Genomic DNA, 25029 nt, shown 5'->3' with positions numbered 1-25029 from the left:
GGAGCCTGATGTTGAACATGCCTCTTATTTTATGAAAAAACTTGTCACCGACAGTCATTTCTATCAAATAATCGGTTTGAGCGGGCAGAAAACCATCCATACAGAATATTCTCCAAAAGTAGTGGGCTCAATGATTAAAGAACGCCTTGAAAGATTAAGTCAATTATGATGATAGACCTTGTGAATTTTGAAAGGCCGGGCGGAGCATGACAATACTTATTACCGGCGCAACTGGTTTTGCCGGCAGGCACCTGATTGATTGTCTTCATGCCAAGGGGGCAAGGGATATCTATGGCACTTATCATTCACGGGAGCCGGGACAGGCGGTAACTTCAGTCCTAAACTTGAGGCAGTTGGATATTACAGACGGTGAGAAGGTTAATCAACTAATAGATGAAATCAGGCCAAAGGAAATTTATCATTTAGCGGCAGTTTCAGCCACTACCGTGGATGAGCCAAAGCTTTATTACCAGGTCAATTTTAGTGGGACTGTGAACCTGCTTGAAGCGGTCAGGCAAATCGTTCCATACTGCCGGGTTCTTTATGTCAGCTCCGCCAATATATATGGTCCTGTGCCGGAACAGGAGCAGCCTATCCGGGAGGAGCAGGCGCTCTGCCCGGTGAATCATTATGCGGCAGCCAAAGCATCAGCTGATTTGGTTTCCCTCACTTACGGTATAAACGGCTTGAAGGTAATTCGGGTGCGTCCGTTTAATCATACCGGACCCGGTCAGGAGAACTCTTTTGTTTGCTCACGGATGGCTCAAATGACCGCTGAGATTTCAATGGGCTTGAGAGAGCCGGTAATTGAGGCGGGAAATCTCGCGGCTGCCAGGGATTTCACTGACGTGCGTGATGTTGTTGAGGCATATCGCCTGTTGCTGCAAAAAGGGTGCCCAGGTGAAGTTTACAACGTTTGCAGTGGAGAGGTTTATTCCGTAAGAGAGATTATATCTTTATTCAGTCAACTGGCGGGAATAGAAATTAGGGTTAAAAGCCGCCCAGACTTGTTGCGAGGCACGGATATTGCAATGCTGCGGGGCTGCCGCGAAAAAATCACCAGGGAAACAGGTTGGCGGCCGAAGTTTAATTTGTTAACGACTTTAAATGATTTATTCTTTTTTTGGAAACGCAGGCTGGAGAACCATATTGTCAAAGGATGAAATAAATGTTATTTGCTTACCTTTTGCATATAAAATGCCAGTAAGGCATCTGAGGCGAAACAGTAACACCGGTAAAGGTGTCAAACAAAGTATTTATTTGCGTTTTGCTGAAGCGTTGTTCAATTCGTGTAAAGAAACGATCGTATACATCCTGGCAAATACCCTTAAAACTCTTCCCGTTATAAGCCTCGTATAATGGAATATATTTAGCTAATCCCACCGGCTTCAAAATTTTCCCCAAAAGGATAAGCGGCATGTAAATACCGGCAGCGGCCAACCAGGTAAAGATATTACGGAATAGCGGATTTCTGGCCTTCGATAAAGGCATTCTCATCATTGACACTATGCCAAGAAGAATACGGAAATGTAAAGGCCGGTTATCCAAAGCATAATAGAGGTAAATTAATATATCCTGAGCAAATATTTTTAAGTTCCTTACTTCATCAAGCGCATTAGTGGGCAAATGGTGTAATACACCCAGGCAGAATAAGAAATCAGCAAAATCATTTCTAAATGGCATTCGTTTTATATCGCCCATAAAAAATATTGCGTTGTCTGTATCCCTAAGGTTGTTTCTAGCTACAAAGATCGCCTCGGAAAAGTCTAAAAGAACTAATTCGCGGCATTTATCCTTTATAAAGAAACTCCAGCGGCCAATGCCACAGCCCAGGTCGCACACCCTGGAATCCGACAAATCCGATAAGTTAACTAAATCAAAGTATTGTAAGAAGGTATTTTCATGTTCGGGCAATATATCAGGATATTTTTTCCATTCCTCGCTGAAAGTAAATTGAATATCTTCGGCAAAATCGAGTAACTGTTCTTCATTTTTACATTTACTATTCAGTATGGGAGGGTATTGCGCAGGATCAAGGAGAATAATAACATCATCAACAATTGGATAAGATCGGCCATCAACAACTAAACGATCATTTTCCAGGATTATCTCCTTCGCGCCAAAAATGTCTTTAAGGCTCTCTATCTTATCATTGTAATAAATAACATCACCTTCTTTTTTATTTATATACTACTGCCATAACGCTTAATCCAGTAATCCGCGCGTTTTTATTTCCCGTGCAACCAGTTCGGCGGCCGTTTCGGCGCCTTCAGTGTTCCAGTGAGTGTCATCAAAGTGATATAGATCTTTCCCTTGCCCGATGGCGGTCCGAAATGGATCTTTTAAGTTTACAGCAATTACATTGTTTTTTTGCAGTTCCCTGGTCAGGCTCTCAATAAAATGAGCGTCATTTTTTAATTTTTTTTCGCCGGTAATTCCTTCATAATAGGCGTCATATTTGTCGGGAACGGCAAAAAAAATGAGAGTTACGCCGCTGTTCTTTAATTCCCTGTCAATGCGTGTAATAAATTCAACAGAGCGCTCCAAGTCTTGAGATGAATTCAGCCGCTGGAAGGATATCAAATCGTTCTTATAGAACAGCAGTTCTTTGCCGTTATCAAGTTTTGCGATATCCGCATCGCCGATCAGCGGTTCGCCGGTAAGGGAGTAGGATAAATTGTTAATGACAAATTTCAGGTTGGATGAATTAACGATCTTTAATTGTTTGTTAAAATTCTGCTGGCGGTTCCACTGGTCAACCAGCTCCATTTTTTTCTTGGACTCTGCAAAATAATAGTCATAATATTCCATATTAAAAGTGTCTGCCTTAATATTCCTTTCGACCGCTTCCCAGACCAGGATTTTGGCTTCTTTTTTAAAATCGCTCAGCAGGAAGGTGAAGGGATCCTCGACACCGTTGGCGGCCATGTTGTAACAGTTTATGTTTAATTTATTCTTAAGCAGGTCGGTAAACCGCCTGTCATCGCCGTTGCACAACATAAAGGAGTCACCGACCACTACCACCGGGTATTGTTTGCTCTTATCGTTATTCTTGTTTAAGTATCCCAACCGGTCGGAAGTGTCAACATTTACTCGTTCTGTTCCCAGCCGGTAAAGGTAAGAGAGCCGCGCCAAATCCCCGATAGTAACAACCTCAACATGCTTTAAGGGTTCATGTCTGCCGGTAATGGCGGAGCGCTTGATAATTCTTTCCGGCCATGCCAGGGCTTCTTTTGTAAATTGATATAAAATTAAATGAACAAGTAAAAACAGAGTTACAACTATACACGATAATTGAACAAAACGTTTAAAAGACATTTTCCCACCCGGCCTTAAAATTGGAAATATAAGAATTCGCTGGGATTATCAATCATGGTTAAGGAGATTAGAGCGAGAGCAATGGTAAACAACAGCCATTTCAACTGTGGTTTGATATTATTTGCCAGGTAATTTGAGTTTGGCAGAACATTGACGGCAATAAGAGCCAGCAGTATGTAAAAAACCTCTGCTTTTGTCGCGTATTTTGGATGCAGGTTAATCCCGTTCAGGCCGGCGCACCCATATAAAACATTCAGCGCGTTTCCCAGGTCCTTTGCCCTGAAAAATATCCAGGCCACCGAGACGGCGGTGAATGTAATCAATCTTCCCATTAGCCAGTGAATTTCCATTTTTATCGCTCTGAATCCGTGGTTGACGCATAAATAAAGACCGTGTAATCCGCCCCATATGACAAAGTTCCAGCCCGCTCCGTGCCACAACCCCCCCAGCAGCATGGTAACCATCAGATTAAAGTATTTTCTCGGCTTGCCGAGCCTGTTTCCCCCCAGGGGAATATACAGGTAATCTTTTAGGAATCTTGATAAGGTCATATGCCACCTGCGCCAGAAGTCGATAATGTTATTCGACTGATATGGTGAATCAAAGTTATTCGGCATCTTTATATTAAATAAATAAGCCAACCCCAGCGCCATGTCGGTGTAACCGGAAAAGTCAAAGTATATCTGCATAACATATGAAAGTGTTCCCGCCCATGCGTCGATGAAGGTCGGATGCTCCGCCAGGTCAAAAACCGCGGATACATGAGGGGAAAAGTAGTCAGCTATTATTACTTTCTTGGATAAACCAATAAAAAATAACAGGATACCGGTGGATATATTCCGGTAATTTACCTGAAATGTTTTTTGATCCGTAAACTGCGGTATGATTTCTTTGTGGTATACGATTGGACCGGCAATCAGGTGCGGAAAGAATAATACAAATAAACTGTATGTAATAAAGTCGTACTTAATTGTCCTATCCCTGTAAATATCCACAATGTAAGCTATCTGGGTAAAGGTAAAAAAAGAAATTGCCAGGGGCAAAATAATGTTTAGAGAGCTTATGTCTGTATGAAAAACTCTGTTTATGTTATTAATAAAGAAGTTGCAATATTTATAGTATGTTAATAAAAGCAAATTAAAAGATATTCCGGCAATTAAGATATATTTCTTTCCTGTTTTACTTATTAGATGACCGGTTAAATAGTTTAATGAAATGCTGAGAGCAATTAATAAAACATATTTATAATTCCAGTAACTATAGAATAAAAGTGACATCAAAACCAGGGAAAATATTGCCGGGCGATTAAGTCCCTTATTTATGCAGAAATAAAAAATAAACAGAGTCAATGGCAAAAAAATAAATATAAATTCAAAACTGTTAAAAAGCATAATGCTCCCCTGTAAATTTATTAATTATACCGGTAAAGGTGAATTAAGGGAAAGTTAACCCTTTCCCTTATTCATTATTGTGCGGGTTTTACAACGAGTTTCTGTTCCCCGTATTCAAGCACCAGTTCCCTTTCCATCCACTCGGCGAAACCGCCGTCGTAGTTCTTCACGCTGGGGTAACCCATAAGTTCGTGTATAACGTACCATTGCAAAGAAGACAGCACTCCGTCGTTGCAGTAGACCAGCACTTTTTTATCCGGAGTAACGCCTTTCGCGGCCAACATAGCCGCCAACTCCGACTGCGTCTTAAAGGTTAAGTCCTCGTTCAGAATATCGTTGACATTGATATTGACACTGCAGGGTATGTGCCCGGCTAGATATTCATTCTGGGAACGGGCGTCGACAATTATGGTGTTTGGTGTGTAATTAAGAATTGAGTCCACAACCTCTTCCAGGTTTGTATAGATACTGGGGTCGCTTTTTGCTGGATTGACGGCAAATTGGGACGGTGTGACTGCCGGCAGCGCACCGGTCACTTCGTAACCAGCCGATTTCCATTTCTCAAACCCGCCGTCAAGGATCTGTATCGGAATTTCACAACCATACATCTTTAACATCCAGTAGATCCGAGCTTGTGACCCGTCATTACCGTATAGAACGATTTTTTTCTGATTGTTGACACCTTTTCCCCCCAGGCAATTTTGTAACTGTAAAGGAGTCGCTACTCTATCAAAGAAGACGGGATGCGAAAACTCATCGTGCAGAATAGGGATAGCCCCGGGTATATGACCGAAGGGGTAAGTCGCCGCGAAGACCTGATAACTCCTGCCGCGTGTATCAAGGATCACCAGGCTGGGGTCTTTAAGATTGTTATTTAACTCGTGAACGCTGATGACAGCCTCCGGCTTGGTATATTCAGAAATTTTCTCCGCAGCCAGTTCAGCCGGAGTTTTTTGCCTTGGTTGCTGGGCGGGTTTTGAGCTGCGTTTGCAGCCGGCCAGGATGCCAAGGGTGGCAGTTAAAATAAAAATAGCAACCAGGCAGGAAATCAAAAACGGTAGTCTTTTTTTGTTCATATTTCTTTCACACTCCGTAATATTTTATTAAGTTTTAAAAGTCTTATTTACACAGCCCTCCTTTTATTTGCAGAATGTTAAGTTTTTTAAAATTTCGCCTAAAGCATTCATGGTCATTAGTTGCTAGGAAAGGAAAACATTGGCTATTATTGAATCTATACACTATACTATGAGGCTAATGTCTATTTTGCTAACAAATTTCAGAATCTGGTTGCTTGCTTCATAATATTAGAATTAGGTCATAAATATTGATTTAAAGGAGAATAGTACCATTTAAATGTTAATTGTTTGACAAAAAGGAAGAGAAGGTTTTTTTACCTTCCCTTCAGAGTATCGACAAATTCAAATACTTCAAAGTCCATGGTGTTTGAAGCCAGCTGCTCCATTGAGACGTGAGACGTAAGAGTTGAAGGTGCGGCTTCAGCCGCACATTTGGCGGGATGAATCCCGCCCGAAAGCGGAACGGGGACACACCTCTATTTGGAGCCTGCCTTCGAAGCTGAGGAATGTCCCCAATTAGTGGAATACCCGGATACTCACGTCCCACGACAAACGACTCAAGACAAAATTGACCCACGACCTAAAAGGGAAGGTTTTAACCTTCCCTTTATTGTGAGGTTTTATTTAAATTGCTGTCAGTCGTACATCCCTGCTTGACCCACTCGTATAAAGCCCCATCATAGAGTTTAACACTCGGATATCCCAGAAGTTCGGAAAGGGCGAACCAAACCAGGGAGGAGCTGACTCCCGAATCACAGTAAACAATAATATTCTTATTTTTCACGATGTTTTTACCTTCGGCAAGCGCCTTTAAATCCTGAGCCGGCTTAAATGTTTGGTCGCTATTCAGCAGTTCAGCGTAATAAAGGTTAACGCTGCCGGGGATGCGTCTGTATGAGTAATCATCCTTATAGCGGGCATCCACAATAATGTAATTTCCGCTGCCTACGGCTGCTTTTACCTCAGTCATGCTTGCAAGCATCTGCTCGGTTTTTGATTTGTCCAAATCAAACTCAAAAGTTTCGGGACGGCGGGGGGAATTGGCAGGGGTAATGTCGTAGCCGGCCTCCTTCCACTTATCCAGGCCGCCGTCCAGAATTTTTACATTGTCATAGCCGTACATCTTCAGGGCCCAGTACAATCGCGCCTGCAGGCCGTCATTTCCATAAAGAACGATGGCGCTGTCGTTGCTGACGCCCAATCCTCCCAGAAGATTCTGCAGTTGAAGCGGAGGGGCTATCCGACCAGTATATGTGGGGTGGGAGTAGTGTTCGTGCAGGATTGGCACTGCCCCGGGTATGTGACCTTGCGGATAAGAAGACTGAAAAACTGCGTAGCTTCGACCGCGAGTGTCAAGGATAAAGGTACCGGGGTCGTAGATTTTTTGATTTAGATCGTAGACGCTGATAAGTGCTTCGGGGTGGGCATAGCCCGATATTTTTTCTGTGGCGGCCAGGCGGAATGCCGGGTCTTCTTTCTTTTCTTCCACCTGGGCGGGTGTGGTAGGTATGGTTACCACAGATTGCTTTTTGCGATTGCAGCCCCCAAGTACAAAGGTTCCGATAATGATCAGAATGATCAAAACAACCGTAAAAATACCTTTTACAGCTATTAACCCTTTTCTTTTATCAGATCTTTGTACTTCCATAATGGGTTCCCTTAAGAACATTTGCACCACCTTTCTCAAATGTATCCGGAGTCTGGATTCTCAGAAATATCTTATGAAATGAATGCGTAATAAGTTACCATCTTTGAACGGACCATGGACGAGAGGTTACTGTAACACGCCTGTTTAGCCCGACATAAAATAACAAAGACTGAAGTTGGTTTTCGAGGAGGGAGAGCAAGCCTCATGTGGCTCTTGGAGTTGTCTGAGAACCCTTATGTCAATAAAATAGTTATTTTCATTTTGTCAGGAATAGAACATATTTGGTTTGTTGCATTAATTTCAACCGCCGTTCTTACGGCTCTTTTTGTGATTATAACATTGGCCCAGATTGAAGCGAGAAGAAAGGTAAAATCCAAGTGGTTTGCTTGGACCTTTTGTTCCCTTGCTATACTGGCAGGGCTAATAATTCTTAAGCCCAGGGGAAATATGGAACAAGTTCAGTACATGCCTACACCTTCTCTGGTTCAGGAAGATGCCGCAAAGCAAAATGATACAGCAACTAAGGCCTCTAAGTCTACGGGCTCTACAACCAGCCAGACTGGGGCGGGGAAATCACAAGGAACGGCTGGTAATACCCAGGGTACACAAAAGCAGTCCAAGACCACTCCGGATAAAAATCAGGCGCAGCAGGCAGGCAAGGGTACTACGGCGCAAAGTCAGGGACCGCAAACCATTCAAGATCAGCTTGCCAGTTCGCTTCAAAAGAAAAATAGTAAAGACGGTAAGGTTGAGTACAGGGACCCTGTGCTTGAGGAAATTCTAGAACAAAAGCGGCAAGCGGAAGAAGAAAGTAAAGAGTCCTCTTCAGAGGAATCCCCGGCACAAGAGTCCGATGATGCCGGCGCCATGATCCCAACGGATCAGGAAAATATCGATTTAGAAGAAGATAACCAAAAGGGAGAACAACAAGCAGTAAAAGTCAAAATTCTTGTGTCTTCCCTTAATGTCAGGGATAAAGGAGGCTTTGACGGTAGAATCATCGGGACGTTAAATACAGGCGATATTGTAGAAGTTATAGATAAAAATGAAACCGGTGAATGGATCAGGATTAAGTTAAACGACGGACAAATAGGGTGGGTTTTAAAAAACTACATACAAATATTACTTTAAGTTAAAAATTTTTTGATTGGCGCTTTGACTCGCTAGTCTATGACTTATTAAGTAACGCCAACAAATTATATTCCATATGATAACGTAACAGTCGGCAGTTACTAGTGTGCTGCTTATAGAGTGTATGTATCGAGGAGGAATGGCTAGATGAAGCTCAAGGAATTCGGAAGAATACTAGGAGAGCTGAAGTTGGTGCTGGTCTTGGTGCCGGTTGTGGCGATGCTTACCAGCGCTGTAATCAGCTTATTTATACTGACACCTGTTTATAATTCAACAACAACAATTATTGTGTTGCGGGACCAGATGACCCCTTTTTCCGAGATAACCATTAATACTCTTACATTAAACCAAAGGCTGGTGAGGACTTACAGCGAACTGGCCAAAAGCCGTGCTGTCGCGGAAGAGGTCATCAAAAACAACAATTTAGATTATACCCCGGAAGAGTTAAGTTCAAAAATTCAAGTGGATTTAGCCGGTGATACCGAAATCCTGAAAATAAAAGCCAGCGACTCTAACCCGGAAATGGCGGCTCTAATTGCCAACGGGGTGGCTCAGGCGCTCTCAGGCAAAGTTCAAAAAATCATAAATGTTAAAAATATTCAGGTGCTCGACCCGGCTAACCCATCCTATACTCCGGTTAGCCCTAAAACCTTTTTGAATATTGTTCTTGCCGGTATTTTAGGTCTCATCATTACTGTGGCGATTATTTTTGTCCGGGAGTACCTGGACGATACCATCAGAAATTCTGATGAGGTCGAAAGCTATCTTAAGCTGCCCATACTGGGATTGATTCCTGCGGTTACGCTAACCGACGGAGGAAGGAGCGTAAAAGTTGAGTAGTTACGAACTGATCACCTACAGCCAGCCCCGTTCTTTTATAGCAGAGTGCTTTCGTACTTTAAGAGCGAACCTGCAGTTTTTCGGAGTGGGAGATACCTTAAAGACTATCTTGCTGGCCGGAGGGGGGTTCGGTGAAGGCACATCTTTTGTTACAGCCAACCTGGGCATTGTCTTTGCGCAAACAGGCCAACGCGTGATTATTGTTGACTGTGACCTGCGTAAACCTCAGCAGCATTTGATATTTAACATGGATAACCAGCTCGGATTAACCAGTATTCTAACCGGGTTCAAAGAAGCGGATCAGGTTTTGAAGCCTCTTCCAATGGCCGGAGTAAAGATATTAACGGCTGGACCTCTGCCTGCCAACCCGACAGAATTGCTGGGCAGCCAGAATATGAGCCGGTTGGTGGCAAGTCTGAAAGAAAAAGCGGATGTAATTTTGCTGGATGCTCCTCCACTGGCTGTGGTGGCTGACGCCGCAATTTTATCCAAGGGACTGGACGGCGTGCTGATGGTGGTAAGGTCCATGGTTGCCTCCCGTGCTTCAATTATCAGAACCAGGGAACTCTTGACAAACGCAAAGGCAAATATCCTGGGAGTAGCCTTAAATTGCGCCGGAATGAAAGAGAGCAGTGAAGATTACTATTCCTACTATACTGAAGGGGTTAATATTCCTCCAAAACCAAAAAAGAAAAAAGAAAAAGCAAATCAGCAGGAATTAAAAAAGCAAGTCAAGTAAAGCTGGTGGTTCTTGAATGAGCACCCTACTGGTTACCGGCGGGGCTGGTTTTATTGGTTCTAACCTTGCCATCGCTCTGGTGGAACAGGGCCACAGGGTAAGGGTTCTCGATAATTTTTCTACCGGCAGCGTTAAGAATTTGCAGCCGGTGTTAAAAGACATTGAACTGAAAAAAGGAGACCTGCGCAACCTGAGTGATGTGCGGCAGGCCGTGTCAGGGGTGGAGGTGGTTTTTCACCAGGGCGCCTTTCCTTCTGTGCCCAGATCGGTTGCCGACCCGCTGGCGACAAACGAAGTCAACGTTACCGGAACGCTGAATGTTTTTCTGGCTTCCCGGGATGCAGGGGTCAGGAGGGTGGTATATGCCTCCTCCTCATCTGTTTATGGCAATAGCGATGTTCTTCCAAAACATGAAAACATGCAGCCCCGGCCGATGTCTCCCTACGCGGCAACCAAACTGGCCGGGGAGGTTTATGGAAGGATTTTTTATGAATTGTACGGTTTGGAGACGGTGGGGTTGCGATATTTTAACGTATTCGGACCGCGGCAAGACCCGGAATCGGAATATGCGGCGGTGATCCCCCGGTTTATTGACGCGCTGTTGAAAAGAAAACCACCGGTAATATACGGCGATGGAGAGCAGTCCAGGGATTTTACTTTCATTGACGACGTGGTAGAGGCAAATCTTTTATCCCGGCAGGCCGCCGGGGCTGCAGGTGAAGTTTTTAATATCGCTAACGGAAACAAAATTACGTTAAACAAACTGTTGAGGTTTTTAATTGATATTACCAGTTCTAACGTTGATGTAATTTACTCGGAACCACGCCCGGGTGATGTCAAAAACTCAATGGCCAGTATAGAAAAAGCCTCCAAGTTGCTTGACTATATCCCCAAAACCGAAATTAAAGAGGGATTGAGATTAACAGTTAATTGGTTTAAGCAGAAGAATGCTTATGATTAAAGGGTTTCCTCAAAAAGAACGCGGTGTTCCCCGGGTTATTCACGTAACCACCATCGGTATTACCGCTTACCGGGCCTTACTTGCTCAATGCCGGTTCTTCCGTGAAAGAGGACTGGAGGTGGGGTTTGTATTCAGCCCCTCGCCTGAGGGAGAAATGCTGCGTCGTTTGCAATTTCCCGTGAAAGAGATTTACATTGACAGAAAAATTAATCCTCTCTCAGATCTTAGATCGGTACGCAGGTTGTGCCGTTATTTCCGGACTGTACGGCCGGACATCGTCCATACTCATACTACCAAAGCCGGCGTGGTCGGCAGGGTGGCCGCCAGGTTGGCAGGGGTTCCCAGCGTGATTCATACGGTACATGGATTTCCCTTTCACCCCGGAATGCCCAGATTGAAGTATTTAACTTACAAGCAAATTGAAATGTGGATGGCCGGAATCACCGACATCATGCTCTCCCAGAGCGAGGAGGACGTGATTACCGCTCTTAAAACGGGCATCAAGCCTCGCCTTGGTGGTCTGGTCTACATTGGAAACGGTGTTGATCTCAATGAGTTTGACCCGGGCAGTTTTTCTTCCCACCAACGCCTGCGGGTTAAAAATACTCTGGCAATCAGGGCGACGGATCCGGTGATAACAATGATAGGCCGCGTGAACCGGGAAAAGGGATACCACGACCTGGTTGAAGCGCTGCGGCAGGTGAGGGATGTGCCCTGGCAGGCTCTTTTTATTGGTCCTGACGAGGGATTTCTTGCCAGTATCACGCATCAGATTAATCAGCACGGGCTGCGGGACAGAATTCAGATCCTGGGACAGCGTGAAGACATCACCGATTTGTTGGCAGTTACTGATATTTACGTACTTCCTTCTTACCGGGAGGGATTGCCGCGTTCTCTCATCGAAGCCCAGGCCATGGCTGTGCCCTGCGTTGCAACGAATATCAGGGGATGCAGGGAAGTGGTAGAGGATGGTGTGACAGGATTTCTCATAGCGCCCGGGGATAGTGTGGCTCTGGAATCAGCGCTGCAAAAGCTGTTAGAGGAACCTGGACTTCGCCTGCGGATGGGGCGGGAGGGAAGGCGGCGGATGCTCCGATGCTTCGATGAGGCTGAAGTAGGCCGAAAGGTTATGGCTATTTATAAGGAAGTCTTGAACGATAAAAAATATTCTTATTATCCAAATCAGTTTTAACGGAGGTATATGGAGAGGGATGTGAGAGATTTGTGAAAGTTCTACAAGTCATAGATAGCATGGAGATAAGCGGCGCAGAGGTTTTGTTGGCGGATATGGTTCCATTCTTTCAACAGAGTGGGATTGATTTATCCATGTTTCTTCTGAATTCTACGGGAAGCCATCTCGAACGCAAACTGGGAAATATGGGTGTTTGTTTTCTATCTTCCGTTCAAGCCAGCGTATATTCACCAATGCATGTTTTGAGGCTGGCCCGTCAATTGCGCCATTTTGACATAATACATGTGCACCTTTTTCCGGCGCAGCTTTGGGCTGCTATGGCGAAACGCCTGTCAGATAAAAGGACTGTCCTCATCACTACAGAGCACAGTACCTATAATTATCGAAGGAAGGCCTGGTTGCGGCCAATCGACAGGTGGATGTACAGACAGTACAATGCTATAGCATGTATTAGCCAGGATGCCTTGTCAGCTTTAATAGATTGGGTTCCTGATACTGCAGGGAAAGCAACTGTTATTCAAAACGGCATAAATTTCGAAAGAATTACTGCCGCCGGAGCCGCCAGTAAGAGCAAAATCCCTCTCGATGACAGCCGGCCTGTAATACTTTCCATCGGCCGCCTGCAACCTCAAAAGGATCATGCCGCTACTCTCCGCGCCATAACTAAGATTCCTGACGCGCAATTAGTTATAGTTGGCGTCGGTGAAATGCGGCAGCAATTGGAGCAGCTGGCAATTAGTCTGGGAATAGCCGACCGTGTGCATTTCCTGGGCCGGCGCCTGGATGTTCCTGAACTAATCAAAATGGCGGATATATATGTGCAATCCTCAAATTTTGAAGGTTTTGGCATTGCCGCGCTGGAAGCCATGGCAGGAGGTTTGCCTGTTATCGCCAGTGATGTGCCGGGTTTGAATAATGTTGTTGGGGGCGCCGCAATACTATTTCCCCCCGGTGATTCAGACGCCCTGGCCGAAGCAATATCGTCGTTGCTCTCCTCTCAAGAACTCCGGAGTCAACTTTCTCAAGCCGGCATGGAAAAGGCACAAAAATTCAGCATAGAACAAACCGCTAAACAATATGTGGAGCTATATCAGCGATATGTCAATAACTAGTAAATAATATGGTTGGCGGGGACTGACTGGGGTGGTGGAGATAAAAAGAAAAGGTTGGTGTATTGCCATATTGTCCGGAGTCCTTCTTCTTGCCGTGATATCTGCAATGTTTTTGCACTCCCCATGGCCGTTAATGGCGAAACTGTTGGTTGTTGATGACAAACTTCAGAAGGTTGATGTGCTGATTGTCCTCGGAGGTGATTCAGAAAGGGATCTATACGCGGCGGAACTATACAAGAAAGGTCTGGCGCCTAAAATAATCATGTCCGGCTATGGGTCGTCGGCATGGTATATGGCAAAGAGGGTTGTCAGTGCAGGTGTAAGAGAACAGGACGTTATTGTAGAGGATAAATCTGAAAGCACCTATCACAATGCCGTTTATTCCAGAAATATCGTGTTGGCGCAAAACTTTAAGTCTGCCATTATCGTTACCTCACCATATCATATGAGGCGTTCCAAACTGATATTTGAAAGGGTATTTAGAAACACCGGTGTAAAACTGCTTTACAGCTCAACCAAGGATTCAGGTTTCAACGTGGATGGCCGGTGCACAAGCGAAATTGACAGACAAATAGTCCGCAGTGAATATATAAAATTGGTTTATTACTGGTTCAGGTATTGGTAAGTACCGGGTGGTGTAAAGGGATGGGACATTATTATGTTTTGGGCATGCAAGACCGGGAGCAATGGCTGCGGGAACTGGAAAATATAAAGGGGTTAAATCCGGACCTTCACTATCTGCCTGAATACTGCAAGCTGTTCAGCGACCTGGGGAAAGCCATACTTTTTATATACCGTGAAGGAACTGCCTCTGTTATTTATCCTTTTTTACTCAGAAAGGTTAACCTGATTCCCGGGCTAGAAAACAAACTTGACCGGATTTTATATGATATCATCAGTCCTTATGGTTATGGCGGGCCAATAGCTGATCCGGAGGTCAGTGAATGTGTGTGGGATAACTTTTACCGGTGTTTTGCAGAGTACTGTGAAAGAAATGACATCATAACCGAGTTCATCCGCTTTCACCCCGTTTTGGAGAACCACCGGCTGCTGCAAAATCATGTTCGGGTTGAAAAGGCATCCTCCGTGGTCTGTGTTGATCTTGCCAAATCAGAGGAGGAAATTTGGTCGGGTTATGAGCGAAATAACCGCAAAAATATAAAAAAGGCCTGCCGTGAGGGGCTGGAAGTAATCCTGGAAAAGACACCGGTGCGTTTTACCGATTTTATTTCCATCTATCACCTTACCCTCTTAAGAAACCGGGCAGGTGAATTTTACTACTTCAGCGATCAATTTTTTGATTACATTCATAAAGAGCTAAAAGATAATTTTTTATATGCCCACACCCTGAAGGGTGACCGGATAATTTCAACAGAACTACTGCTGTACAATGAGACCTATATCCATTCATTTCTGGGGGGGACGCTGGAAGAATATTATGAGTTTCGCCCAAATAACATTTTAAAACACGAAGTGATTAAGTGGGCAAAAGGTAAGGGCATAAGATATTTTTTACTCGGCGGCGGCTACCGTGAAGGAGACGGAATCTTTCGATACAAGCGCTCTTTTGCCAGTGAAGGAGTGCTGAATTTCTACGTGGGGAAAAAGGTGCACAACCACGAAGCGGTGGGAATGCTGGAAAACATGATGGCGGCAAAAAAACCCCGGGAAAGTGAAAGTTACTTTCCTGGTTACCGGAGGTTTTGAAATGGCAGTAATGAGGGAAAATCAACTTTTTAAAAGGGTACTTGATTTGCTTGGCGCACTCTTTCTGCTGGTCTTCTTAAGTCCGTTGCTGATCGCGGTGGCGCTGGCAATTATATTAACCTCGCCGGGCGAAGTCTTCTTCAAGCAGCAGCGTCTGGGCTTGTATGGCGAAATTTTTTGGATGTGTAAGTTCCGGAGCATGGTTCCCAACGCTGTCAATCAAGGTTCTGGAATGTTTGTGGAAAAAGACGACCCGCGGATTACAAAGGTGGGTAGATTTCTTCGAAAGACCAGCATTGACGAACTGCCGCAGTTATTGAACGTACTACGCGGAGAAATGAGCCTGGTGGGCCCGCGGCCAGCCCCATTGCACCATCTTAGTCTATACGATGAAAGGCAAAGGAAAAGGTTAAACGTGAAGCCGGGTATCACCGGATGGGCGCAGGTAAACGGCCGCCTGGCCCTTTACTGGCCTGAGCGCATTGAATTGGACCTCTGGTATGTCGAACATTATTCTACCTGGTTAGACTTGAAAATACTGTTTAAGACGGTTGCCGTGGTTTTATCGCGACATGGCGGAGCTGCCAGGGAGGACCGCAAAAACGTAGACCCTTTCATGAAATTATAAAAAAATGCACACATAAATTCTAACCATGTTCATACTCGGTGTCACGTTGAGGAGCATTTTTCTATCCCAAAAATTCAAAACATATTGACAGGATTTACAGGATTAATCAGGATTTACAGGATTCAATTTAATCCTTTTTAAGTTAAACAAAATATTCAATAACCTTTTTGTATTACTGTTACTTTACTAATAAGTGTAATAAATGATATTTCTAACAAATTTTATTGAAAATCCTGTTAATCAATTTAAATCTTGTTAATCCTGTCTATTTGTTTTAGTTTTTTCTTCTGCTGGCGTTGCGTCAGCGGCATGTACGCCTATTACCTTTGTCGCACCGGATGAAGTATACGAGGAGGTTGCGGCCCCATGTGCGGTCTAACCGGCTTTTATAGTGCAACCCGCCAAACTGCGCCGGAAGAACTCCAGGCTACAGTTATTCGTATGGTTAATACACTTATTCATCGTGGTCCCGATGACGGGGGCGCCTGGGTGGAAGAAGAGGCAGGCATAGCCATGGGACACCGGCGCTTGTCTATCGTGGACCTTTCCCCCGAAGGCCGCCAGCCTATGCACTCGGAATGTGGCCGCTATGTGGTGGTCTTTAACGGGGAGATCTATAATTTTTTGGAATTGCGGCAGGAGCTGGAATCCTTTGGGCATGGTTTTCGCGGACATTCTGACACAGAGGTGTTGCTTGCCGCTGTTGAACAATGGGGTGTTTGGCAGGCTGTCGAGCGTTTCGTCGGGATGTTCGCCTTTGCTCTATGGGACCGGAGAGAATATGTGTTGTATTTGGTTCGCGACCGGTTGGGAATCAAGCCTCTGTATTACGGTTGGATGGGCAGGACATTTCTTTTTGGATCTGAATTGAAAGCCCTACGCGCCCATCCTGATTTCAAAGGCAAAATCAGCCGTGACGCTCTGGCGCTGTATCTGCGCTTTTGCTACATACCGGCTCCTTATTCTATATACGAGGGGATCTATAAACTCCTGCCGGGTACGATACTGACCTTGCATTGCGCGGATACAGGATCCGATCCCGCCCCCATTCCTTATTGGTCAGCCAGAGAAGTCGCGGAGCGCGGCATAGCCCGGCCCTTTACGGGATCAGTGGACGAAGCCGTCGCCCACCTGGACTCCCTGTTACGGGATGCCGTCAAGCTGCGCATGATAGCGGATGTGCCTCTTGGCGCTTTTCTTTCAGGCGGTGTTGATTCTTCAACGGTGGTAGCTTTAATGCAGGCCCAGTGCGATCAGCCGGTCAAAACATTCTCTATTGGCTTTTATGAGCACGGTTACAATGAGGCCATTCACGCCAAGGAAGTTGCGGCGCATCTGGGGACCGACCACACTGAGCTGTATTTTAGGCCTGAGCAGGCGATGGCGGTTATTCCCAAACTGTCAACCCTGTATGATGAACCATTTTCTGATTCTTCACAGCTTCCTACTTACCTGGTTTCCTGGCTGGCGCGGCAGAAGGTTACTGTTAGCCTCTCGGGTGATGGAGGGGACGAACTCTTTGCCGGTTACAACCGATACTTTTGGGGCCGGATCATCTGGCATAAAATCGGATGGATGCCTCAGAATCTGAGGAGTATGGCCGCCAAAGCACTGACGATGTTATCGCCACAAGGCTTGGAAACTGTTTTTAGCAAGTTGGATCCTATTCTATCGGAAAAGCTAAAACAGAGAACCCCAGGCGATAAGCTGCATAAACTGGCCGAAATTTTGGCTGTGGAAAATCCCGAGGAAATGTATCGCGGCCTGGTTTCCACCTGGAAAAAACCTGCCGAAGTGGTGATTGACGCCAGCGAACCTCCCACGATATTGAACGACCGCAGCCGTTGGGCGGAGCTGCCTGACTTTACCCAGCGAATGATATACCTGGACACCGTGACTTATTTGCCTGACGACATCCTTACCAAAGTAGACCGGGCCAGTATGGGCGTAAGTCTGGAAGCGCGGGTGCCTCTCTTGGACCACCGGGTAGTCGAGTTCGCCTGGAGGCTGCCGCTTTCAATGAAGATTAGGGATGGGCAGGGAAAGTGGCTGCTTAGCCAGTTGCTTTACAGGTACGTGCCCAGGGAACTGATTGAACGGCCCAAAGCGGGGTTTGGAGTGCCCATTGGCAGCTGGCTTAGTGGACCGCTGAGGGAATGGGCTGATGATTTATTAGATAGCGAAAGCTTAAAACGGGAAGGCTTTCTTAGGCCGGAACCAATTTTGAAGTTATGGCGGGAGCATCTTAGAGGGGAAAAAAACTGGCAGTATTATTTATGGAATGTTTTAATATTTCAGGCCTGGTTGGAAAATGAAAAGAGAAGTGATTAGTTTTAAGGCACATGAGAAAGATTATGTGGTTGTTAAACCATAAGGAAAATATATTTTAAGGTTTTAATCACCGCTATCTCAAAGGGTGAGTTAAAGCCTTTTTTACCTTGTTTACAGCAAGTTGTATTAAAAATTAGGAATTGAAGCTAGATGGAGGGCAAAGTGAGATTAACAGGGCGTAATGTTTTAATAACAGGCGGTGCGGGTTTTCTTGGCTCCCACCTTTGTGAAAAACTGCTTGTGGAAGGCGCGAAAGTCCGGGCTTTAGACATATTTTCTTCCGGCAGGGAAACGAATCTATACGCGGTTTTAAAACAAATCGAACTAATAAAATGTAATATTGCTTATGAAGATGCTGTGCTAAAATCTTCCAAGGGCATCGACACAATTATTCACCTGGCGTTTCCCATGGCCCTGCGCCAGCGATCAATCGAACCCAGGGCTGTAACGGAGATTTTAACAGGCCTTCTTAATTTAATCAAGGCGGCTCTGGAACGCGACGCGTTATTTATTTATGTCTCATCCATTGCCGTATACGGCAACGGGAAACATGTCCTAATAGACGAAAACCACCCGCTTGAGCCGGTCCTGATTCATGGCGCTGTAAAACTGGCCGGAGAAAATTTTTGTACGACGCTGGCCAGGAGTAACGGGCTGCGGGCGGTTATTTTGCGGGCGGCGGATATTTACGGACCGAGAAATTCCAGAATAAGCGTGCCTATGAAGTTTCTGCTGCAGGCTTTGAGGGGGGAGCCATTGACAATATACGGAGACGGTTCTGACAGCCGCACCTACACTTATGTCGATGACTTCTCTGAAGCGGTTGTTTTAAGCTTAATCCAGCCAAAAGCTATCGGGTGCATTTTTAATATCGGAGGGGATGAATGCGTTTCTATGCTCCAGTTGGCGGATCAAGTCATAAAGATTACCGGCGGCGGCAGCCCAATTCTTTTTCAGGACAGCCCCGCGACCGGTCGCAGGTTGTTCATAGATAACAGCAGGGCAAAAGAGGTTCTTGGTTTTGAACCTGCGTTTAATATTAACCAAGGGCTTACCCTAACCTACTGTTGGCTCCAGGATAACCATGGTTTTTATCAGGGGTAGAAAACGACTGCCAGGATGGTGAAAAAGTGCAAAAACTGATCGGCAATATTAACCGGGTGCAGCATAGGAAGCGATACCTCGAAGAAGTGTATTTTAAGCAAGTCAATTAGGAAATGGGTGGCAAAAAGGAAAAGAAATTTCCATGGTAAAAAGATGCCTGTAAAAGCTAAAACCAAGCTAATAAAGAAAGCCCAAGTCATAGCATGGGCGGCAAGTCCCAGAATATTTTTTCTTTTATAGATTGCTAATCTGGCGAGTTGAAGAAAAAAATCCGCAAAAATGTGTGCCATAATTAACAGGGGTAAAATTAGGTACATAATCTTCCTCCCAATGCCGTATATTTTACTATATTCGAAGAAAATCGTTTCGATTCATTATGGTATTTTATGTTATATCAGGTAGATAAGGGTACATGTTATCGGTAAAAAATAGATATCTGTGTAAGGTAAAAGAGTTCCGGGGGGGCTTTTAATTGAAGGTTTTAATTATTATTGGAGTATTGCTTCTCCTGGTCTGGGTATTTTTATATTTAAAATATTTCAGGGAAAAAGAAGATAGAGGTTTCCCAAACGGTTTAAGAAACAAGATCATTGAAGAAGACACAATATATTTTGTATCTCCCATGGGTGATGATAATAACGCCGGTTCTCCTACCAGCCCCTGGAAAACCCTGCAGCATGCCATAAATAATTTGCAGCCGGGTGAAAAGCTGCTGATTCGCGAAGGCATATATAAAGAGTATGTCTCCTTAAAAAAATCCGGCACAGGCGAGAAGCCAATTATAGTAAGCGCATTTCAAGGAGAAGAAGTGGTGTTGGACGGAGAAGGGGGTTCCTGGAAATACGGCTTCAACTTTGAATTTGGCGCCTCTTTTGTGATTTTATCTGGTTTAAAAGTTAGAAATTTTGAGAAATACGGGGTTGCCCTATGGGGGGGAAATAAGTCTGTCCAAATAATTGATCTGGAAGTGCTGGACTGCGGCACCGGGCTGCATATTATATCGGCTGAAAATTTAATTATAGAAGGCTGTAACTGTCATAATAACAGCGGACCAGGTCTGGAGGTTTCCCCCGGGCCTTTGAAGACTGCCCGGATAGTTCATTCAAGATTCTCTTATAATGAGAGCCCTAATAACCCGGATGGTTTTGCGCTTCACAGCGGAGACGGCATTATCATTGAAAAATGCACCGCGAATCATAACGCGGGCAGCGGTTTTAATTGCCTGGCCTCAAGCATGACCATTTCCGCCAGCATTACCCGGGGAAATGACCGATACGGCATAAAATGTGTTAGTGAGAAATGCAGACTGGTTAACTGTATCATAGACAGCAACGGAGCCGCGGGTGTTTCCTTGCAGGGCGGGGGGGGGTATGAGCTATACAACAATCTCGTCGCGAAATGCGGGGTAAAAGGCGGCTATGGTTTGTCCGCCAGTTCAGTAGCAAGCGCTTTCCCGATCCGGATATCACTTATCAACAATATTTTTGCCTATAACTACGGTGGCGTTCATTTTGACAGTTCCGCTGTTCTCGAAAAGGAAGATTATAATATCTTCTGGAGCCGTGAGGATGCTGAGCTTTCTAACAATAACCGCAGGTATTCCAGGGACGAAATAAATGAGCGGTCCTGGTTTAAAGAAACCGGCAGGGGAGAGCATAGTTTTTGCCGGGATCCCCTGTTTGTAGACCCGTCACGCAATGATTTCAGGCTGGCTAAAAATAGCCCGGCAATTGATCGCGGCGCCAAAGAGAGCGCCCCAGGCGCCGATATTGACGGTAATATTCGTCCGCAGGGCTGGGGAATTGACATAGGTCCTTACGAATCAGCAGAGGGAAGTTTTATTCCCCCTTCAGCGGCCATAACTCATACCCCTCACTATTCATGTGACAGCTCGGGTTCTCTCAAATTTAATATAAAATGGGAAGGATCTATTGAAGTAGGGGAAGTGGGCGGTTTCAATATCCAATATAAAGATGGGATCGGAGGAGCCTGGCAAAACTGGCTGGCGGAAACCAGGGAAAATGAAGGGGTGTTTTGGGGCACAGGCGGACACACCTATTATTTCCGTGTCCGGGCTAGAGATGATCTTGGAAACTGGGGGAATTGGTCCGATCACAGGTATACAGTTGTTCCCACGGATGACACAAGTCCGCTGATCAAGTACGAGGGTGACTGGGATTTTGTCAATTCTGAGGAAGCTTATTTAAATACACTCCACCATACGGTTTGTCCGGGTGCAGCCGCTTCGTTCAGGTTCACCGGCATGGAAATAGCCTGGTTTTCCACACGGGGGCCGGATCGCGGGCACGCAATGGTTTATATTGATGACATGCTTCATACCAAAGTCGATCTTTACTGTGCTGAGTACGAGCTCCGATGTCCGGTGTTCCTGGCTTTCCTAGATGGCGGTACACACATAATTCGTATTGAGGTGGCAGGGACAAATAACCAACAGTCAACAAGCTGCCGGGTGGACGTCGATGGATTCGCGGTGAAGGTATAGGTTTGAAATGTAAATAGTCAGGTTTAAGTCAGCCGGTTCTACACTGGAGCCGTCTCATGGCCTTTTTTATCTCATCTGCTGCTGGCCGATTACTGTTCGTTCGGACAAGATGTACAGGTTTGCTCCAGCAACTTTTTGAACCACGCAGAACCTTCCCGGTCACGGCTATAATGTCATCACAGTAACACAATCAGAAAACATTTCTTCCAACTTAAACATTAATATACTCCATAAGTAATGGAAGTAAGGCTTCATAGTAACCTTCTTGCGTAAAAACTCATAAGATATATGTAAACGCTGGAGAAGCAACTTTAACGTTATATGAGAAAACCAGTCCACTATTCTGTTGGGAGGGAAATGTTTGCTTGAAGTTTTAAAAAAAAGGCTGTTAATTATAATCATTATTCCCATGATAGCCATATTCGTAGCGGGCGCCGTCAGTATGATTATGTTGCCTGTTTACAGGGCAACAGCTACCATCATGGTTGCTAACACCAGTGCCGGTGGTACTATGTCAGGTTACGATTCTTTACTTTTAAACCGGCAGCTAGTTAAAACTTACGGCGCATTAGCGTTGGAACAGGATTCTTTACAGAAAGTGGCCGAGCAGCTAAAAGGTATTTCTCTCGATGAACTGACAAGAAAAATTACTGTTTCTCCCGTCAAGGAATTAGAACTGTTAAAGATATCTGTTAAAGACGAAAACCCTCAAAGAGCCGCCTTTATTGCCAACACCACAGTCGATGTTTTGCGGAAAAAGGCAAATCTTCTGTATGGAAGCGATAACATTAAAGTAATCAGCCCTGCCGAAGTTCCGTTAAAACAAGATAAACCAGATATTTTAGTAAATACAGTTGCAGCCGGTGCAGCCGGACTGATTGTAGCAATCATCATTTCATTTTGGCTGGAGGACAAATTCTTAAGATGAAAGAAGTGGAGGTTATTAGGCCGGTGAGGGGAAGGCCCAAAACCGGTGAACAACCAATATCGTATTTGTTTTCAGCTGTCGCCTGTGGTGCAATAATTGGTTGTCTGGCCTCCGCAACCGGTAGTTTACTCATAGTTGTTGTAGCGGCTCTGGTTGTCCCGCTAATGATCTGGAAGCCTTTTTTGGGGCTGACGGGCATGTTGTTATTGGTACCGTTTGAGGAACTGACCAAATTTGGCTTTTCCTTTACATTGGTAAAAGTTATAGGGGCCGCTACCTTTATCTTCTGGTTTTTTCAAACAATATTCAAGAGGCAAAAAATCAAGACAGACCTTTTCCTGTGGGTGGCGCTGCTTTTCCTGGCATGGTCTTCCTGTTCCCTTTTATGGACCGTTGACCGGGATAATGGAATAGACGCTATCTTAACCATAATCCAACTGGTTCTCTTTTATTTGATGAGTTGTAATTTAATCGATTCTGATAAAAAGCTTCGGGCTGTTATGGGAAGTTACATTATTGGCGCCACTATCGCTGCCATTATAGCTATCTTAGGTGTATATGAGGCTGGTTTTGCCACAAGAGCCTCCGTTTCGAGTACGCAAGATCCCAACCACTTTGCCTGTGCTATAAGCGTTGGTCTCATTCTGGCGATATACCTGACCTGCACATGCCGGGGTTATCAGCGTTTCCTGTATTCAGCCAGCGGTTTTCTGCTGGCTTTGGGATTGTTGTTATCCGGTTCCAGGGGAACTTGGTTGGCCGTGCTGGCTTCAATAGTTGCTGCCGGTCTATATACAAAAAGCAGGATTTTCAAAATCACCCTTTTCGCCGCTATTCTGATTGTTGTCCTGCTTTTTAACAGCGTAATCATTAATGCGATGCCACCTCTAATCGCAGAGAGAATTGTTTCCATAGCCGTTCTTGGAGACCGTGGCTGTGGGCGGCTTGATATATGGATGGTCGGTTTGGAGATGGTCAAGGAAAACTGGCTGACCGGAGTCGGTATCTACGGTTTTCCCACGGCTTACAACGATTACCTTCTTAAATCATACAACGGGATCAAAGATCGAGACGTAATGCTGGATGCTCATAATTCCTTTCTTTGTCTTCTGGCTGAACTGGGATTGTTGGGCTTACTTTTATACAGCATGTTTTGGTTGGTTTCCTGGAAATACACTGGTCGATTGCCTGGTGATCCGGAAAAAACGTTGGGTATTTGTATGCTTGTATATCTATTTTTTGCCTCTCTTACAGGAACGGAATACAAAATGAAATTTTTCTGGGTAGGATTATTGATTATAAACAAGTTGTCTCTTTTTAGGGCAAGATTGTTGAACAGGTAGTGAAACGAAAGGGCTTGTTTTTAAAGGGGAGAGCTTTTCTTGCAAATCTTTTTTGTTCATCCTACAGATTTGATTTCTGATTCAGACGCTATTTCAAACTATATTAGGGGTATAAAAGAAGAGGCGTTAAATAATAACATTGTATTTATAGGTAAAACACGGGGAAATCCAAGCAGCACTCCTAAAACGGTTTTTTCGTATTTGCGTGTGCCGGAAACGATTAAAATACTCGTATTGCTATTAATAATACGGCTAACCAAGCGGAAGTGTTTAAACGGTTCGCTGTTATCTTTTCATCAAATTGAATGGGCTTTACCATTTATTTTTGGACCAAAATCTTTTTGTATTATAATAACAATTCATGGTTTTCACGGACATTATCTAATAGATTTAGTGCATTCGAAAAAATCAATAAGGTTGATTTTAAAGTGTTGGTTTTACAAGTTTATTGAACCAATAATTTTAAAAAAGGCCGATGCAATTATTTGTGTTAGTAAGGAACGAAAGCGGCATTATTTATCCAAATATCCTAATCTCTCAGCTAAAATTTTTTATATACCTCCTTATGTTAATATAAAAAAGTTTTCCCCTCTGAGCTCAGTTGAGCGAATAGAAATGCGTAAATATTATGGATACGATACAGATGATTTTGTTGGCGTCTTTCTTGGCAGACTGGAGAATGGTAAAGGACTGCAGGAAATTATTGATGCTGTAAAATATTTATCGGATTCGGGAGAAAATATTAAGCTTCTCATTGTAGGAAAGGGTTCCTTGTTGAATTCTTTGCAACATAAAGTATCTGAAGCTTGTTTAGAAGACACTATAAAATTTATCTGTCAGCAACCGCATCTGGATATACCTGTGATTCTCTCAAGTTGTGATTTATTAATCCTTCCATCAATAGCGGAAGGAACACCTATGTCAGTTTTAGAAGCCCTTTCATGTGGGGTTGTATTTGCTAAACTAAAAGTGTACCAATTTTAACCCATTGATCACCAAAAAGTTGACCACCCGATCAAACCAATCCTGTACACTGTAACTGGAAATTAACAGGCGTACAGGAGGAAAGGAAATGAT

Annotated in this window: 22 protein-coding genes; 16 read left to right on the top strand and 6 right to left on the bottom strand. The window is 44.5% G+C overall.

Annotation, left to right across the window (positions count from 1 at the left end):
• The first annotated feature begins 206 nt into the window (after positions 1-206).
• Positions 207-1163, top strand: a complete 957-nt coding sequence (locus tag Pmgp_RS15645; protein WP_243119899.1) for a GDP-mannose 4,6-dehydratase — start codon at positions 207-209, stop codon at positions 1161-1163.
• A gap of 16 nt (positions 1164-1179) precedes the next feature.
• Here Pmgp_RS15645 and Pmgp_RS15640 read toward each other — a convergent pair whose 3' ends face one another.
• From Pmgp_RS15640 to Pmgp_RS15620, 5 genes are all read right to left on the bottom strand, one after another.
• Complete coding sequence (locus Pmgp_RS15640; protein ID WP_192902961.1) at positions 1180-1914, bottom strand: class I SAM-dependent methyltransferase; 735 nt, start codon at positions 1912-1914, stop codon at positions 1180-1182.
• 291 nt (positions 1915-2205) lie between these two features.
• Complete coding sequence (locus Pmgp_RS15635; RefSeq protein ID WP_134215019.1) at positions 2206-3318, bottom strand: alginate O-acetyltransferase AlgX-related protein; 1113 nt, start codon at positions 3316-3318, stop codon at positions 2206-2208.
• 14 nt (positions 3319-3332) lie between these two features.
• Positions 3333-4313, bottom strand: a complete 981-nt coding sequence (locus Pmgp_RS15630) for an MBOAT family O-acyltransferase (RefSeq protein WP_345789157.1) — start codon at positions 4311-4313, stop codon at positions 3333-3335.
• A 470-nt stretch (positions 4314-4783) separates the two neighbouring features.
• The gene (locus Pmgp_RS15625; RefSeq protein ID WP_134215015.1) at positions 4784-5785 is read right to left on the bottom strand and encodes a sulfurtransferase; all 1002 of its coding nucleotides are present in this window, start codon (positions 5783-5785) and stop codon (positions 4784-4786) included.
• A gap of 607 nt (positions 5786-6392) precedes the next feature.
• Positions 6393-7433, bottom strand: coding sequence for a sulfurtransferase (locus Pmgp_RS15620; RefSeq protein WP_192902960.1), 1041 nt, complete (start codon positions 7431-7433; stop codon positions 6393-6395).
• A gap of 204 nt (positions 7434-7637) precedes the next feature.
• On the opposite strand from Pmgp_RS15620, the gene Pmgp_RS15615 reads away from it, so the two are divergent.
• From Pmgp_RS15615 to Pmgp_RS15565, 11 genes are all read left to right on the top strand, one after another.
• On the top strand, positions 7638-8564 hold the full coding sequence (locus tag Pmgp_RS15615) for an SH3 domain-containing protein (RefSeq protein WP_134215011.1): 927 nt from the start codon (positions 7638-7640) through the stop codon (positions 8562-8564).
• A gap of 147 nt (positions 8565-8711) precedes the next feature.
• A complete protein-coding gene (locus Pmgp_RS15610; RefSeq protein WP_134215009.1) occupies positions 8712-9404 on the top strand; it encodes a YveK family protein in 693 nt (230 codons plus the stop codon).
• The gene (locus tag Pmgp_RS15605) at positions 9397-10143 is read left to right on the top strand and encodes a CpsD/CapB family tyrosine-protein kinase (RefSeq protein WP_134215007.1); all 747 of its coding nucleotides are present in this window, start codon (positions 9397-9399) and stop codon (positions 10141-10143) included. The genes Pmgp_RS15610 and Pmgp_RS15605 overlap by 8 nt, the downstream gene beginning before the upstream one ends.
• Before the next feature lie 16 nt (positions 10144-10159).
• A complete protein-coding gene (locus Pmgp_RS15600) occupies positions 10160-11104 on the top strand; it encodes an SDR family oxidoreductase (RefSeq protein ID WP_134215005.1) in 945 nt (314 codons plus the stop codon).
• Positions 11097-12296, top strand: coding sequence for a glycosyltransferase family 4 protein (locus tag Pmgp_RS15595; protein WP_134215003.1), 1200 nt, complete (start codon positions 11097-11099; stop codon positions 12294-12296). The genes Pmgp_RS15600 and Pmgp_RS15595 overlap by 8 nt, the downstream gene beginning before the upstream one ends.
• A 32-nt stretch (positions 12297-12328) precedes the next feature.
• Positions 12329-13408 (top strand): glycosyltransferase, encoded by a 1080-nt coding sequence (locus Pmgp_RS15590; protein WP_134215001.1) that lies wholly within the window; start codon positions 12329-12331, stop codon positions 13406-13408.
• 31 nt (positions 13409-13439) lie between these two features.
• Positions 13440-14033, top strand: coding sequence for a YdcF family protein (locus Pmgp_RS15585; protein ID WP_134214999.1), 594 nt, complete (start codon positions 13440-13442; stop codon positions 14031-14033).
• A 20-nt stretch (positions 14034-14053) separates the two neighbouring features.
• Positions 14054-15115, top strand: coding sequence for a GNAT family N-acetyltransferase (locus tag Pmgp_RS15580; RefSeq protein WP_134214997.1), 1062 nt, complete (start codon positions 14054-14056; stop codon positions 15113-15115).
• Between the two features lies 1 nt (position 15116).
• A complete protein-coding gene (locus tag Pmgp_RS15575; RefSeq protein WP_134214995.1) occupies positions 15117-15743 on the top strand; it encodes a sugar transferase in 627 nt (208 codons plus the stop codon).
• Positions 15744-16109: 366 nt separating this feature from the next.
• A complete protein-coding gene (asnB, locus tag Pmgp_RS15570) occupies positions 16110-18074 on the top strand; it encodes an asparagine synthase (glutamine-hydrolyzing) (RefSeq protein ID WP_134214993.1) in 1965 nt (654 codons plus the stop codon).
• A 162-nt stretch (positions 18075-18236) separates the two neighbouring features.
• A complete protein-coding gene (locus tag Pmgp_RS15565; RefSeq protein ID WP_134214992.1) occupies positions 18237-19178 on the top strand; it encodes an NAD-dependent epimerase/dehydratase family protein in 942 nt (313 codons plus the stop codon).
• On the opposite strand, the gene Pmgp_RS15560 is transcribed toward Pmgp_RS15565, so the two are convergent.
• On the bottom strand, positions 19169-19495 hold the full coding sequence (locus Pmgp_RS15560) for a DUF3307 domain-containing protein (protein WP_134214990.1): 327 nt from the start codon (positions 19493-19495) through the stop codon (positions 19169-19171). The genes Pmgp_RS15565 and Pmgp_RS15560 overlap by 10 nt on opposite strands.
• A gap of 155 nt (positions 19496-19650) precedes the next feature.
• On the opposite strand from Pmgp_RS15560, the gene Pmgp_RS15555 reads away from it, so the two are divergent.
• The 4 genes from Pmgp_RS15555 (at position 19651) to Pmgp_RS15540 (ending at position 24936) form a co-directional block, all read left to right on the top strand.
• Positions 19651-21681, top strand: a complete 2031-nt coding sequence (locus Pmgp_RS15555; protein WP_134214988.1) for a right-handed parallel beta-helix repeat-containing protein — start codon at positions 19651-19653, stop codon at positions 21679-21681.
• A 361-nt stretch (positions 21682-22042) separates the two neighbouring features.
• Positions 22043-22609, top strand: a complete 567-nt coding sequence (locus tag Pmgp_RS15550; protein WP_192902959.1) for a YveK family protein — start codon at positions 22043-22045, stop codon at positions 22607-22609.
• Positions 22606-23952, top strand: a complete 1347-nt coding sequence (locus tag Pmgp_RS15545) for an O-antigen ligase family protein (protein ID WP_134214984.1) — start codon at positions 22606-22608, stop codon at positions 23950-23952. The genes Pmgp_RS15550 and Pmgp_RS15545 overlap by 4 nt, the downstream gene beginning before the upstream one ends.
• A 39-nt stretch (positions 23953-23991) precedes the next feature.
• Positions 23992-24936, top strand: coding sequence for a glycosyltransferase family 4 protein (locus Pmgp_RS15540; RefSeq protein WP_134214982.1), 945 nt, complete (start codon positions 23992-23994; stop codon positions 24934-24936).
• The last annotated feature ends 93 nt before the right edge of the window (positions 24937-25029 follow it).

The organism is Pelotomaculum propionicicum, assembly GCF_004369225.1.
Lineage (GTDB): Bacteria > Bacillota > Desulfotomaculia > Desulfotomaculales > Pelotomaculaceae > Pelotomaculum_B > Pelotomaculum_B propionicicum.
This window is presented reverse-complemented; position numbering and strand designations above follow the sequence as displayed.